This is a genomic window from Pseudomonas sp. R37(2017), assembly GCF_002113375.1.
GTDB lineage: Bacteria > Pseudomonadota > Gammaproteobacteria > Pseudomonadales > Pseudomonadaceae > Aquipseudomonas.
Map to the genome: position 1 here is coordinate 281,222 of NZ_NEHO01000005.1, position 14,000 is coordinate 295,221.

13 protein-coding genes and 2 pseudogenes are annotated in these 14,000 nt (G+C 58.5%); 8 read left to right on the forward strand and 7 right to left on the reverse strand.

Annotated elements, in window-relative coordinates; translation table 11 throughout:
* Positions 1–43: 43 nt before the first annotated feature.
* The gene (locus CAG47_RS11405) at positions 44–850 is read right to left on the reverse strand and encodes a TatD family hydrolase (protein ID WP_085724959.1); all 807 of its coding nucleotides are present in this window, start codon (positions 848–850) and stop codon (positions 44–46) included.
* Between the two features lie 237 nt (positions 851–1,087).
* On the opposite strand from CAG47_RS11405, the gene CAG47_RS11410 reads away from it, so the two are divergent.
* The 3 genes from CAG47_RS11410 to CAG47_RS11420 all read left to right on the forward strand — a co-directional run bounded on the left by CAG47_RS11410 (position 1,088) and on the right by CAG47_RS11420 (position 3,605).
* Positions 1,088–2,509 carry a transglycosylase SLT domain-containing protein gene (locus CAG47_RS11410; RefSeq protein ID WP_085724960.1) on the forward strand — a complete coding sequence of 474 codons (1,422 nt, stop codon included), beginning with the start codon at positions 1,088–1,090 and terminating at the stop codon, positions 2,507–2,509.
* Positions 2,510–2,614: 105 nt separating this feature from the next.
* A complete protein-coding gene (locus tag CAG47_RS11415; protein WP_085724961.1) occupies positions 2,615–3,049 on the forward strand; it encodes a DoxX family protein in 435 nt (144 codons plus the stop codon).
* 247 nt (positions 3,050–3,296) lie between these two features.
* Positions 3,297–3,605, forward strand: a complete 309-nt coding sequence (locus CAG47_RS11420) for a hypothetical protein (protein ID WP_008001428.1) — start codon at positions 3,297–3,299, stop codon at positions 3,603–3,605.
* A 3-nt stretch (positions 3,606–3,608) separates the two neighbouring features.
* Here the strand turns inward: CAG47_RS11420 and CAG47_RS11425 are convergent.
* Positions 3,609–3,797 (reverse strand): annotated as a pseudogene (locus tag CAG47_RS11425) (GreA/GreB family elongation factor); the annotation flags it as partial.
* A 147-nt stretch (positions 3,798–3,944) separates the two neighbouring features.
* Here CAG47_RS11425 and CAG47_RS11430 point away from each other — a divergent pair.
* From CAG47_RS11430 to CAG47_RS11440, 3 genes are read left to right on the forward strand one after another with little or no spacing between them, the layout of a single operon-like run.
* Positions 3,945–4,766 carry an ABC transporter substrate-binding protein gene (locus tag CAG47_RS11430; RefSeq protein WP_085724962.1) on the forward strand — a complete coding sequence of 274 codons (822 nt, stop codon included), beginning with the start codon at positions 3,945–3,947 and terminating at the stop codon, positions 4,764–4,766.
* The gene (locus CAG47_RS11435; protein ID WP_085724963.1) at positions 4,763–5,608 is read left to right on the forward strand and encodes an amino acid ABC transporter permease; all 846 of its coding nucleotides are present in this window, start codon (positions 4,763–4,765) and stop codon (positions 5,606–5,608) included. The genes CAG47_RS11430 and CAG47_RS11435 overlap by 4 nt, the downstream gene beginning before the upstream one ends.
* 35 nt (positions 5,609–5,643) lie before the next feature.
* Entirely contained in the window at positions 5,644–7,026 is a 1,383-nt protein-coding gene (locus tag CAG47_RS11440) for an LLM class flavin-dependent oxidoreductase (protein ID WP_085724964.1), read from the forward strand.
* A gap of 136 nt (positions 7,027–7,162) precedes the next feature.
* On the opposite strand, the gene CAG47_RS11445 is transcribed toward CAG47_RS11440, so the two are convergent.
* The 5 genes and pseudogenes from CAG47_RS11445 to CAG47_RS11465 form a co-directional block, all read right to left on the reverse strand.
* Positions 7,163–8,335: a DUF1624 domain-containing protein gene (locus CAG47_RS11445; RefSeq protein ID WP_085724965.1), complete on the reverse strand. Its 1,173-nt coding sequence runs from the start codon at positions 8,333–8,335 to the stop codon at positions 7,163–7,165.
* Between the two features lie 112 nt (positions 8,336–8,447).
* A pseudogene (locus tag CAG47_RS28670) lies at positions 8,448–8,561 on the reverse strand (transposase domain-containing protein); the annotation flags it as partial.
* A 231-nt stretch (positions 8,562–8,792) separates the two neighbouring features.
* Positions 8,793–9,305, reverse strand: a complete 513-nt coding sequence (greB, locus tag CAG47_RS11450; protein ID WP_085724966.1) for a transcription elongation factor GreB — start codon at positions 9,303–9,305, stop codon at positions 8,793–8,795.
* Between the two features lie 446 nt (positions 9,306–9,751).
* Entirely contained in the window at positions 9,752–12,256 is a 2,505-nt protein-coding gene (locus CAG47_RS11460; protein ID WP_085724967.1) for an ABC transporter permease, read from the reverse strand.
* On the reverse strand, positions 12,256–12,939 hold the full coding sequence (locus tag CAG47_RS11465; RefSeq protein WP_085724968.1) for an ABC transporter ATP-binding protein: 684 nt from the start codon (positions 12,937–12,939) through the stop codon (positions 12,256–12,258). The genes CAG47_RS11460 and CAG47_RS11465 overlap by 1 nt, the downstream gene beginning before the upstream one ends.
* 10 nt (positions 12,940–12,949) lie before the next feature.
* Here CAG47_RS11465 and CAG47_RS11470 point away from each other — a divergent pair, with 10 nt between their 5' ends.
* Positions 12,950–13,555 (forward strand): arylesterase, encoded by a 606-nt coding sequence (locus tag CAG47_RS11470; RefSeq protein WP_085724969.1) that lies wholly within the window; start codon positions 12,950–12,952, stop codon positions 13,553–13,555.
* A gap of 56 nt (positions 13,556–13,611) precedes the next feature.
* Positions 13,612–13,905 (forward strand): hypothetical protein, encoded by a 294-nt coding sequence (locus CAG47_RS11475; RefSeq protein WP_003226812.1) that lies wholly within the window; start codon positions 13,612–13,614, stop codon positions 13,903–13,905.
* The last annotated feature ends 95 nt before the right edge of the window (positions 13,906–14,000 follow it).

Sequence of the window (14,000 nt, forward strand, 5' to 3'; positions counted from 1 at the left end):
AAACCTGTGGCAGCGAGCTTGCTCCCACCGGGATTTTTGCTGATCAGGAGATCAACGGCAGGCCATAAAACGCCCTTGCGCAGGCTGTCGTATGTGCCGCCAGATCCTCCTGGCTTTCCCCGCGATGCAGCGCGACTTCGCGCAATACTTCGGTCAGGTACGCCGGCTCGTTTCGTCCGTTTTTCGGCTTGGGGCGCAGGCTGCGCGGCAGCAGGTACGGCGCATCGCTTTCGAGCATCAGGCGTCCGCGCTTGATCTCCTTGACCAACGGATGCAAATGCGTGCCCCGGCGCTCGTCGCAGATCCAGCCGGTAATACCGATGTGCAAGTCCAGGTCGAGGTAGCTGAACAGTGCCTTCTGTTCCCCGGTGAAGCAATGCACAACGGCGGCCGGCAGGCGGTCGCGGAAGTCACGCAGGATTTCCAGCAATCGCTGGCTGGCGTCGCGCTCGTGCAGAAATACTGGCAACTGCAGTTCAACGGCCAGGGCCAAATGTTCTTCGAGGACCTTTTCCTGCTGCGGGCGCGGCGAGAAGTCACGGTTGAAATCCAGCCCGCATTCACCCACGGCCACCACATTCGGCTCTTTGAGCAGGCTGCGCAAGCGTCGGGCGCTGTCGGCGTTCCAGTCACTGGCGCAGTGAGGGTGAATTCCGGCGGTGGCGAACAAGCGCTGAGTGCTTTCGTCCAGTTGCTGGCACAGTTCAAGGGCCTGTTCGCTGCCCTCGACACTGGTGCCAGTCAGCACCAACTGGCATACGCCGGCCGCGTAGGCGCGGTCGAGTACGGCCTGGTGTTTGTCGGCAAAGCTGGGGTTGGTCAGGTTGACGCCGATATCGATGAGTTGCATGGTGCTACCTCGGCCCAAAGGCCGGAAAGCATATCAGAGCCGTGGATTTATAAGAAAAACCAAGAACTACAACGGGTTAACGCTGTCTCTTGAGCCTTGGGGCAGGCCGGGTTGGTAGTTTTGCCATCATTGTGCCAGTCTTTCGCACCTTGCCAGCGCTTTGGGCGCTCTGTTTTTGTCGCCGCGCTTGATGCCATTCGTCATTGAAGCGGGCCTCATCTTCTTTCCGGAGAGTGGATGATTCGTCCCTCGGTTTTGCTACTGCTGTGTTGTTCGCTGCTGCTGCCGATGTCGGCGGTCGCGCGTCTGCCCGGGCCGCTGCAAGCCGTGCCGGCCAGCAAGGTGCGCGACCTTGCGGAAATTCGCAGCAGCCGTGTGCTGCGGGTGTTGGTCAATCAGAGCCGCAACAGTTCCGGCGAAGTCCAGGGGCAGGCGATCGGGGTCGAGTACCATCGCCTGAGAGCTTTCGAGCAATACCTCAACGGTCACGCCCGTGATGGTCAGGAAATCACCCTCAAGATCATTCCCAAGGCCAAGGACCAACTGCTCGGTGCTTTGCAGCGCGGGGAGGGCGATCTGGTGGCGCCAGGCGAGTTGCTCGATCTGCAACCGGGCTTCGCCGTCAGCACCAGTGAGCCGATTGCCAGCAACATTCCGTTGGTCCTGGTGGGCATCAAGGGCGAACGCCGCTACACCAGGCTTGAACAGCTTTCCGGCAAGACCCTGGCGTTACCCGCCGGCAGCGCCGCCGGAGATGCTGTCAGCCAGATCAATCAAAAACTCGCCCTGCACAAATTGCCACCGGTCACGATCGAATGGGTCGATCCGAGCCTTGCCGTCGAGGATGTACTGGAGATGGTGCAGGGCGGGATATTCCACCTGACCATTGTCGAACAGCCGATCGCCGAGCGCTGGGGCAAGATCCTGCCCAGGCTGCGTTTCGACAAGCAGGTACTCATCAGTGAGCCTGGAGAGGAGTTCTGGTTCGTGCGCCGTGATGCCTCGATGCTGCGGGCCAGCATCGATCGCTTCCTCACCGGTTACAAAAAACCGTCGGATCAGGACGCCGCGTTCCTGCGGATCTATCGGCGTCTCTATCAAGTGCACTATCCAATGGCCAAGGCGGACCGGCAGCGTCTGGAAAAACTTCGCCCGGTGCTGCAGAAACACGCCGATGCCCAGGGCATGGACTGGCTGAACCTGGCGGCGCTGGCCTTCAAGGAGTCAGGCCTGCAACCCGCCAACCGCAGTGGCGGTGGTCCGACCGGCCTGATGCAGATCACGCCTTCTGCGGCGCAGCGGGTGGGGGTCAACAATATCCAGGACCTTGATGGCAATGTGCAGGCCGGGGCCAAGTACCTGGCGATGATCCAACGCAAATTCTTTGCCAGCCCGAAACTCAACGAGCGCGAGCGCATGGCCTTCGTGCTCGCGGCCTACAACATCGGGCCGGAGCGAGTCCAGGGGATGCGCGCCGAAGCCCGGCGGCGAGGCTTGAACCCCAACCAGTGGTTCTTCCAGGTTGAACGCGTGGCCATGGAGCAAGTGGGCATGGGGCCGGTCAGCTATGTTAATAGCGTGAACAAGTATTACCTGGCATTCGACCGGGAGCGGGAGTCGTTGGAGCCTCAGGGGCAAAAAGTTGTCTCACGCAAATGATCAACTAAACTGATTGTTATGTTGGGTTTTTTGCGCTTTTAACATGTGAATTACTGATTAATATGGCGGCCAACCAACACACACACTGGCAAGGAATTAAACAGCATGAGCACTCTGATCAACAAAGTACTGTCTACCCGCGCTGGCTACGGCCTGACCGTTCTGCGCATCGTTGTCGGTATTGTCTTCGCCGCCCATGGTTCGCAGAAACTCTTCGGGGCATTCGGTGGCTATGGTCTGGCGGGAACCGCGCAGTACATGGAAAGCATCGGACTGACACCGGGTTACCTGATGGCGACGCTGGCGGGCGGCACCGAGTTCTTTGCCGGCCTGGCCCTGATCATCGGCCTGCTGGTTCGTCCGGCCGCGCTTGGCCTGACCTTCCTGTCGCTGGTTGCGATTTTCTCGGTGCATATCAGCAACGGGCTGTTCATGGCCAACAACGGTTATGAATTCGCCCTGGCGTTGCTTGGCGGCAGTATCGCGGTATTGATCGAAGGTGCGGGCAAGCTCTCGGCGGACCGTGCCATCGCCGGCTGACCGCTCTGGCGCAACGAAAAGGCCCGCATTGTGCGGGCCTTTTTTGTTGCGCGTCATTCTTGACACTGTCCAGTCAGCTTCTCTAGGATGTTGCTCATGCGCCGATTTAAACAGCTACTTGCGGGGCGCCAGGTGACTCATCCAGTTGCCGATAGAAGCCGGAACAGGCTTCGAAATACCGCTAAAGCGCTGGTTCGGTGTTGCCTCTCACCTGCCATGCAGACTTTTGAGGCAGAGACACGACACAATGAATGCACTAAACCCCGTTGTACGTCCCGCGCCGATCACGGCACATCTGACCCAGCGCAATCCAAAAATCCTGCTTGGCGGCAAACATCAGCCGACGCTACTGCGTTATCTCGATGGCTGGCCACGGCGTACCGGCGGTCCCGCTGCCTTCCTGATCCAGTTTGTCGAAGACGGTGAGTCGCTCGCCCGTTTTGCCGACGACAGTTTCGATCTGGCAGTGATTCAATCCCCCAGTCTCGAAGATGCGCCTGAAGTGATCAGGCAACTGACCCGTGTTGCCCGGCAAGGCTTGATTACTCGCCGTTGAGTGTCACGGGTAGTCGATCGCCACGATATATACACACTGCTCACCGGTCGGTGTCTGGACCCGCACTTCGGCGTCCAGTGCCTTGCCGATCAGTGCACGGGCCAGCGGTGAATCAATGCTGATCAGGCCCTGTTTGAGGTCCAGCTCATCCGGCCCGACGATGCGGTAGCGTTTGCTTTGCGTGGCCTCATTTACCACGAAAAATCAGCGATGCAAGTGCTGAGCAGCTCGATTCAATATAGCTTGAACGCAGTCATATATTCCATAAATTAAGTACAAATCATTTTTATAGTGCGTTTTAATCTATTCAGTATCTTGAATCGATTGGAGCATTTATCTTTGAAAACCAAGGCGCTTTTACCTTTTGGCTTGGCATTGCTGGCGACCTGCTCGACGGCTTTCGCTGGTCCGACGCTGGATCGTGTAACCAGCAGCGGGGAGCTGACCGGCGTTCTGATGGAAAGCTATCCGCCATTCTCCTTTCTCAATGAACAGAACCAACTGGACGGGTTTGACGTGGATGTCGCCAAGGCCGTTGCGCAACGGCTAGGGGTGAAGCTGAAACTGCAGACACCGTCCTGGGATGTGATCGCTGCCGGACACTGGAACGGACGATATGACATCTGCGTCTGCTCGATGACCCCGAGCAAGGCGCGGGCCGAAGTGTTCGACTTCCCGGTGGAGTATTACCAGTCGCCGGCCGTGATTGTAGTGAATGCCAAAGACAAGGACATTGTCACGGGCAAGGATCTGTCAGGTAAAAAAGTCGGTGTGATCAGTGCGTCGACCTATGAAGCCTATTTGAACAAGGACCTGGTGATCGAGGGCGCCGAGGACAAGCCGTTGAGCTATCCATTCGATAGCGTCCAGGTCGCACCCTACGACAACGAAACGGTAGCCTTCCAGGATCTGGCCCTGGGCACGGGCGTGCGCCTGGATGCCATGGTCACCAACCTCATCACTGCTCGCGAACGCATCGCCCAGGATCCTCGCTTCAAAATTGCCGGCGACACGCTGTATGCAGAGCCCAATGTGGTCGCGATCGAAAAGGGCGATCCGCAATGGAATGCCAAAGTCACTGAGGTCATCACCCAGCTCAAGGCCGACGGCACATTGAGCAAGATTTCACAGAAGTGGATCGGTGCCGACATCAGCCAATGACAGCTCTCAATCCACACCCAGCCAAGGCGACTGTCGCCTCCGAGCCCGAGACGCGTCGTTTCAGCCTGCTACCTGGTTTTCGCGCTCGCCTGTATATGACCTGGGCGGCGCTGTTTGGATTGTGCGTCATGTTTTTCATGAGCTTCGATCTCAAGCTCTCGATAATTCTGGAGAAGTTGCCCAATCTGGTTGGCCTGCATTTGGGCCCTGACGGTTTCCTGCAAGGCGCCGCGCTGACGTTGTTTCTATGCTTCTGCTCGATCTGGCTTTCATTGTTTCTTGGCTTCGCGACGGCGCTTGCACGTCTATCGCGCAGCGCGGTGGCTTTCGGCATTGCCAGTTTCTACGCGTCTTTTTTTCGCGGTACTCCGCTGCTGATCCAGATCCTGCTGATCTACCTGGGTCTGCCGCAGTTGGGTGTTGTTCCTGGCGCGATCAGTGCGGGGATCATCGCGCTCTCGCTCAATTATGGTGCCTACCTCAGCGAGATTTTTCGTGCCGGCATCATGGCTATAGCACCTGGACAGCGCGAAGCGGCGATGGCGTTGGGTCTAGGGCCGGCGGCAACGTTTCTGCATATCGTCCTGCCGCAAGCCATGCGCACGATCATTCCCCCGACGACCAGCCAGTTCATTTCAATGCTCAAGGACTCATCGTTGATATCAGTGATGGGCGTTTGGGAAGTGATGTTCCTGGCGCAGTCCTATGGACGCTCCTCTTACCGCTACATCGAAATGCTCACCACCGCAGCCGTTATCTATTGGCTCCTTTCCATTGGATTGGAGTTGATACAGAACCGACTTGAACGCCACTACGGCAAAGGTTTCAAGAATCAGCGATGACCCGCCCCGTTCAACGATTTTCAACAGGAACTACGATGTCCGAACCAAAACCTCTGTTGTTTGCACTGTATGAGCAAGCGAGCGTTGGCTGTGGTGGTGCGCCCAGCCTCTGGACGCACCCGGCTGACGAGCGACTGACCATCAACTCTCTGGGCTACTGGTCGAACCTGGCACGCATTGCCGATCAGGCACATCTCGATATGTTGTTTTTCGGTGATGTGCTGGGCTTCTACGACGTGTTCGGTGGCAATGCCGATGCGGCCATGAAGTGGGCTGTGGAAGCGCCGGCCAACGATCCGCTGATGATCATCCCGGCATTGGCAGCAGTGACGGAAAACCTGGCCTTCGGTGTCACTGTCACCACCAGTTACGAACATCCTTTTACCCACGCCCGGCGCTTCAGCACGCTGGATCACCTGACCAATGGCCGGGTCGGATGGAACATCGTCACCTCCTACCTGACAAGCGCCGCTCGCAACTTCGGCCTGGCACAGATGATCAAGCACGATGATCGTTATGAACGCGCCGAAGAGTTTCTCGATGTCGTTTACAAGCTCTGGGAAGGTAGCTGGGCGAACGATGCCGTGATTGCCGACAAGTCTCGCCAGGTCTATGCCAAGGGCGATCGCGTGCGATCGATCAACCATGTTGGCGAGCACTACCGGGTGGCCGGGCCGCATTTGACGTCTCCCTCACCGCAACGCACACCGCTGTTGATCCAGGCCGGTTGGTCAGGCCGTGGTCGTGAGTTTGCGGCCAAGCACGCCGAACTGATTTTCATCGCCAAGTCCAACCCGCTGGAGATTCGCCAAGGTCTGGAAGATATCTGGACGCAGGCCAGGGCACGAGGCCGTCTCGCCGAGGATGTTAAATCACTGACGGTACTTCGAATCGTCACGGCCAAGACCGAGATCGAAGCCCAACGCAAATATGACGAACTGCAAAGCAACTACCACTTGCAGGCGCAACTGGTCAGTTATGCCGGCGATACCGGTATCGACATCAGTCGCTACGCGGACAGCGACGCACTTTCAACTCATACCGAAGGCATGACCTCCTACGTGATGCGTCCCGATGGCAGTGGCAAGCCTTTGACCGCTGGTGATGTCAAACAGCGCTTTGCCAACGTCACCCGGGGCAGTGATCTGATTCTGGTGGGGACACCGCAACAAGTGGCCGAGCGGATTGAGGAGCACGCCCGTATTTCCGGTACCAGCGGCTACATGCTCAACCCGCTGATCAGCCCAGGCAGTCTCGAAGACTTCGTTGAACTGATCATTCCTGAACTGCAAAAACGAGGCTTGTATCGTACCCAACCACAGAGCGGTACTTTCCGTTCGCGGTTACGGGCCGATGGTGCAAACCACTTGCCGGATTCAGCTTACGGGGCCTCGTTCCGCTTTGATAAGGGTTTTTAGGAAGGAGTGCCTGTCCCGTTGAGTCGCCACTAGAGGGGCGACTCAACGGGACATGCGTTCCTGGTCGGTGAGATCTGGTCCTGCGTGTGCGGATAACCAGGCAGTCGGAATGCTTGTCCAGATCAGGACAGGGCCCTCAGAAGTATTTGAGCCATCCGATATCGCGACGACGCGCCTTCAATGCGCAGAACCAATGCACTGGTAAATACAGAGCTGAAGCCAAGCAGCCCGCTGTCAGCCACACAGCCCAAATGCTGTCGTAACCGAAAAATTTGCCCTGGTTCAATCCGAACAATGCAGTGCTGATCAGATACAGCACTTTCAGCACGTAAAGGTGGAGCAGGTAGAAGAACATCGGCACCGCACCAAATACTGCCAATGCACTGACCCACTTGCGTCGTTGAGCCCGTTCCAGGGCACGAAGCAGTAACAGACCAACCCCTAGAGTCAGACAAAGGAACAGCAGGGAGGGCGGGTATTTTGTAATGTTGAAGTAACTCATGAGGGTTTGTGTGATGCCTTCATGGGCTACCCGATGCACCTCGCCATAACCGTTGACTGCTCGCAGTGCGACAAATCCGATCAATGTCCCGACCCCTGCAAGTAGCAGAGTGCGCTGACGGTTTTGGGCCAAGACCTCGCGGGCAAACCAAGGGCCGATACTGTATCCGAGGGCGATCACACCGATCCACGGAAGCACCGGATAGGAGGTGCGCAGACGCAAGCTGTCGGAGAAATCGATCCAGCCGCGATCATGCAGAATCGCCCAAGGTATGTGCATTGGCGAGTCTGTCGAGAAGTGCACATTATCCAACAGATTGTGCCCTCCCACGATCACCAGACCCAGAGCGCAAAGAATGGCTTTAGGCAACCAAACCAATCCGGCCAGGGCAATCATGCATACACCAATGGCCCAGATCACCTGCAGGTAAATTACTGTAGGTGGGAGTTGAAACGTCCAGGCGAAATTCACCAGGGTGAACTCCAGTAGCACCAGGAATAGACCGCGCTTGAATAAAAAGGCCGACACATCGTGCTTGCCCTGATGCTTTTGGCCATACAGGCAAGCGGAGAGTCCAGTCAGCAGTACGAACACTGGCGCACATAAATGGGCGAGTGTACGGCTGATAAAAAGCGCCGGTTCAGTGCTATCGACGTCCATCGGATCTGTTACTTGGCGGTGCAAAAAGAACGTTTCGCGTACGTGATCCAGCAGCATAAGGAGGATTACCAATCCCCTTAGGGCATCGATGGACAGTAGGCGCTGGTTCAGGCTTGTAATGGGCGGGATGTGAATAGATGTATTCATCGAATGTCGCAAGCTGGGAGTGGATGATTCTGCCAACGACAGCCGACAGTTCAAGTGAGTATTTGTTATAACATATCGTTTGCCGATCTCGAAGACATTCGAATGTGTCTACTCATCGCGGTGTCATTAGCAAACCCAGGCGCGTGAGATCGTCCTTTAAGTAAGCATACGGATCATGTCCATTCAGCTGCGCAAACTGGATCAAATTCATGATCGCCGACGCCCGATTACGTTGGCCATTCAGGTGCAGTTAGGCAGGACGTCTAATTGACTCTTGCCATCGCGACTTCGGGCCAGTTGGCCCGGCTCTTTCTCTTTGTTGTCAAAAGACTTGCTCGGCTTGACGCTGGATCAAATCACCATGATTCGTTGTCGAAGCTCGTGAGGTTGGCCGGTACGGGCTCGGTTTCAGCCAGCGGTCGAGCTGGTTGATTGTGGTTGGCAATTGGCGACAGCGTCATTCGATTGTTAGGTGCCTAGTGTTCTCGTTATCTGCCGGACTCTCGTAGGAAATGCTGTTGATGTACCACATGGCTTCACCCGTTGGGGTTTGTACCGTTGCTTCGTCACCTACCTCCTTCTTGAGTAGTGCCCGAGCCATAGGCGAGTCGATCGAGATATAGTCGTTGCGCCCATAGATCTCGTCGTAGCCCACGATCCGGAATTTCTTGAGCTCACCATCGTCATTTTCAACTTCAACCCAGGCGCCGAAAAATACCTTCCCCTCCTGCTCGGGGGAGTAGTCGACGACCTTGACGTCCTCCAACCGTTTGCGCAGATACCTGACCCTTCGATCAATCTCCCGCAGCAGTTTTTTGTTGTATTGGTAGTCCGCATTTTCACTGCGATCTCCAAGTGAGGCGGCCCAGGTGACTTTTTGGGTGATCTCCGGGCGGTACACTCGCCACAAGTGATCGAGCTCCGCCTTGAGGGTGTCGTAGCCACCGCGAGTGATGATGTTTGTGGCCAAAGCGGCCTCCTGTTGAAGATTGTGCTACTGATCAATGGATGTGCAGGGTGAAGCTGCAGTCTGTATTTCTTGAATGCTTTGGACTGCGCCCCAGTTGGTGTTCAGAGCCTACCATGTGGACATTTTTCCTCGTATGGGGAGGGGCAAGATTGCCTATCTCGCGACAGAAGGGGCGGATCAGTCCTGTCACGCGCGTAGACTCGTGGTAGAACATGTAGGGCTGTCAGAAAATCGCCTCATGCATTTGGTGGCAATCCAACAGGATGCTTTTTGAGGTTCTGTTCGGTGACAGCCTGGATAGCCGGGGTCGCCGTACATGCCACAGCTCGTGAAACTCGGCGCGCATCCGCGCTTCACCTTCCGGGGTGATCGGCGCGGTGCCGGCGGTACGGGGAGGGGGGTAACGGCTCATTGCAACTTCTAGTGGCGGAGACGGCTGGAGCCTATCAACCCTCGCGCAGGACTGTCAGCGGGCTTGCGTTCAATGCCCGACGGGTGCCGTATACTCCGGCTCCACCAATCAGCACGGCACCCACCAGTGGCAGCAACAGCAGCCATGGATGCGGATGCCACGGCAGGTCAAGCGCGTAGCGGTAGAGCACCAGGCTCACCAATTCCGATCCCAATGCCGCCAGTAAACCACTGACTGCGCCGAGCAAGCCGAACTCGATCCGCCGCGCCTTGACCAGCAATTGCCGTTCCGAGCCCAGTGCGCGCAGCAGCGCACCCTGGCGAATGCGTTCATCCAGCGTCGATTGCAGGCCGGAAAACAGCACCGCCATTCCCGCCGCCAATACGAACAACAACACATACTCCACCGCCAGGGTGACCTGGGCGAGGATGCTGCGCAGTTGTTCCAGCAAGGCTTCGACCTGCAGGATCGTCACCGCCGGGAAGGTGCGGGACAGGTCGACGATCTGTTGGTCATGACCCGGTGCCAGATAGAAGCTGGTCAGATAAGTCGCCGGCAGATCCTTCAAGGTGCCGGGCTGGAAGATCATGAAGAAATTCGGCTGGAAGTTGTCCCAGTTGATCTCCCTCAGGCTGGTGACTTTCGCCTCGCGATTGACTCCGCCAACGCTGAAAACCATATGGTCGCCAAGCTTGAGCTTCAGGCTTTCGGCGACCTTGCCTTCCACCGACACGCCGGGCACATCGTCTGGCGTCAGATCGTTCCACCAGTTGCCCGCCGTGAGCTTGTTGCCTGCCGGAAGGTCCGCCGCCCAGGTCAGGCTCAGGTCGCGCTGGATTGCCCGATCGCCGGCCGACTCTTTAGTGACGATTTGCTGCACCGGTTCGCCGTTGATGCTGATCAGGCGTCCCGGCACCACCGGGTACAACGGTGCCGATTTCGCCGATACGGTGATCAGGTGATCGGTGAAGGCCTGTTTATCCGCGGGCAGGATGTTCAGGGCAAAGTAATTCGGGGCATTTTTCGGCAACTGGTTCTGCCAGGTGTCCAGCAACTCGCCGCGCAGCAACGCAATCAGCGCCATTGACAGCAGGATCAGGCCGAACGCCAGGGACTGGCCCGCGGCGGCGAGGGGATGACGCAGCAATTGGCCGAGTCCCAGGCGCCAGGGCAGGGATGCACGCGCAAGCATGCGCCGCAGACTCTTCAACAGCAGCAGCAACAAACCGCCCAGCACCAGCGCGGCAATCACACCGCCGCCAAGCAGGGCAAAGGTCAGTACCAGGTCCAGGCTCAGGCGCCACATGATCAAGCCGAGGGCGCCCAGCGCCGCGCCGTAGACCATCCAGGTGCTGGATGGGATCGGCAGCATGTCCCGACGCAATACACGTAACGGCGGAACCCGACCCAGTGCCGCCAGTGGCGGCAAGGCGAAACCGGCCAGCGCGACCAGTCCGGTGCCGATCCCGGCAACGGCGGGAAACAGCCCGCCCGCAGGCACGTCGGCCGGCAGCAGGTCATGCAGCAGGGCAAACAATCCCAGCTGTGCAAGCCAGCCGAGGAGGGCGCCGCTGACGCTGGCCAGCAATCCGAGAACGGTCAGTTGCAGGCTGAACAACACCAGGGTTTCCCGGCGTGACAGCCCAAGGCAGCGCAGCAAGGCACTGGCATCGAATCGGCGGGTGGCGAAGCGGGTCGCCGACAACGCCACCGCCACCCCGGACAGCAACACCGCCACGAGACTGGCCATGTTCAGGTAACGCTCGGCCTTGCCCAGGGCTCCGCCAATTTGCCGGTTGCCGTCGCGGGCATCCTGCAAGCGCTGGTTGGCGGCAAGTCCGGGCTTGACCAGTTGGCGATAGGTTTCCAATGCCTGGGCATTGCCGCGCCAGAGCTCTCGATAGCTGACTCGACTGCCGGGTTGCACCACGCCGGTCGCTGCGAGGTCGCTGAGGTTGATCAGCACGCGGGGCGTCAGGCTATAGAAGTTGCCTGCGCGGTCGGGCTCATACGTCAGCACTCGTGCCAGCGTCAGGGTTTTCATGCCCACGTCGATGCTGTCGCCGATCTTCAGGTCCAGCGCCGTGAGCAGGCGAGTCTCGACCCAGGCTTCACCGGGTTTTGGTCCGCCGCCAGTTGTTTCTTTGGCGAACGGTGCGGGTGCGCTCTTCAGTTCGCCCCGCAGTGGGTAGGTGTCATCGGCCGCCTTGATACTGGATAACTGGATGCCGTTGTCGGTAGCGATGACGCTGGAAAACTCCACCACCTGCGCATGTTCCAGTCCCAGTTCGACGCCGCTTCTTATCTGTTCGGGGCGCGCGGGCGAACTGCCTTCGAGCAGCAGGTCGGCACCGAGGAATTCGGTGGCGCGCAGCATCATGGCGCCGTTCAGGCGTGCGCCAAAGTAGCCGATGGCGGTGCTGGCGGCCACGGCCACCAGCAAGGCAAAAAACAACACGCGCAATTCACCGGCGCGGGCGTCGCGCAGCAATTGGCGGATGGCGAGGCTGAACAGGCGCAACAGCGGCAGACGTGCCATCAAGGCTCCAGAGGGGCGACCAGCAGGCCGGCTTCAAGACGGATCAGGCGCCGGCAGCGATGGGCCAGGCGTTCATCGTGAGTCACCAGCACCAGGGTCGTGCCGCGCTCCTTGTTGAGTTCGAACAGCAAGTCGCTGATGCGCTCGCCGGTGTGGCTGTCGAGGTTGCCGGTTGGTTCGTCGGCGAACAGTACGCCGGGTTCGGCGGCAAACGCGCGAGCAATCGCCACGCGTTGTTGCTCGCCCCCGGAGAGCTGGCGCGGAGAGTGAGTCAGGCGTTGGCCCAACCCCACGCGTTGCAGCAGTTCGGTGGCGCGTTCGCGGGCGTCTTTGCGGCCATCGAGCTCCAGTGGCAGCATGACGTTTTCCAGGGCATTGAGGCTGTCGAGCAGCTGGAATGACTGGAACACAAAACCCACGTGCTCGGCACGGATGCGCGCACGCTGGTCTTCATCGAGGTTGCTCAGGCCTTGTCCGGCGAGAGTGACTTCGCCACTGCTCGGCAGGTCCAGGCCGGCGAGCAGGCCCAGCAGGGTGGATTTGCCGGAGCCCGAAGCGCCGACGATGGCCAGGCTGTCGCCCTGGTTCAGTTCCAGGCTGAGTTGGTGCAGGATGGTCAGTTCACCTTCCGCGCTGGGAACCACTTTGCTAAGGTCCTTCGCGATGAGAATGCTTGAGCCCATGGAGAGTCCGATGCGTGTCTGGTTTTTGAGTGCTGGCCTGGCCTTGATGTGCATGGCCCAAAACGCAGCGGCGGGTACGGTCCTGATCGTTGGCGATAGTATCAGCGCCGGTTTCGGGCTGGATACCCGGTTGGGGTGGGTGTCACTGCTTGAGCAGCGGCTCAAGCGCGAAGGTTTTGACGATAAAGTGATCAATGCGTCCATCAGTGGCGATACCAGCGCTGGAGGCCAGGCGCGCCTGCCGACGCTGCTTGCAGAGCATAAGCCGCAAGTGGTGATCCTTGAGTTGGGCGGCAACGACGGCCTGCGCGGCTTGCAGCCAACTCAATTGCAACAAAATCTTGCTTCGATGATCGACAGCTCCCGGGCCAGCGGGGCAAAGGTGTTGTTGCTCGGCATGCAACTGCCACCCAATTATGGCGCTCGCTACACAAAGGCCTTCACCGAGGTCTATCGCAACCTGGCCGAAGAGAAAAAAATCCCGCTGGTGCCGTTTTTCCTCGATGGCGTGGGTGGTCATCCGGACTTGATGCAGGCGGACGGCATACACCCGGCGGCCGGGGCCCAGGACAAGTTGCTGGAAAATGTCTGGCCTACTCTAAAACCGCTGTTATGACACTTTTCTAGAGGCAGGCTTTCGGCTAAGGTGGCGCCCCCGATTTGGAGCCCCCGATGCCGCGTCCCGCCTGGTCACTTTTTGCCTACCAACTGATCGAGCCTGACGAACAGCTGGATCTGTTCGCCTGCCAGGAGGTACGGGTGCATCTGGTGACCCGTCAATTGGAGCTGGGCGGCTCGGCGGACCGCACCTTGTGTGGCAGTCTGTTGCCGGCACAACCGCGCTGGTCGAGTGTTGATCGCCGGGTGTTTCAGGATCAGCGGCTGTGTTCGTTGTGCCGGGCAATCCTCGAATCGCAGAAGCGCGGCACTTCGCCGATCTGGCCGGAACTGCGTTTCGAACTTTAATCGCCAAAGATAGCTTGCTATCGGCCAACTCCCCGAAATTCCGGGCGGCAGTGTACAATCGCGTTCTTATACCCTCAGTTGATCATGCGAAGGAT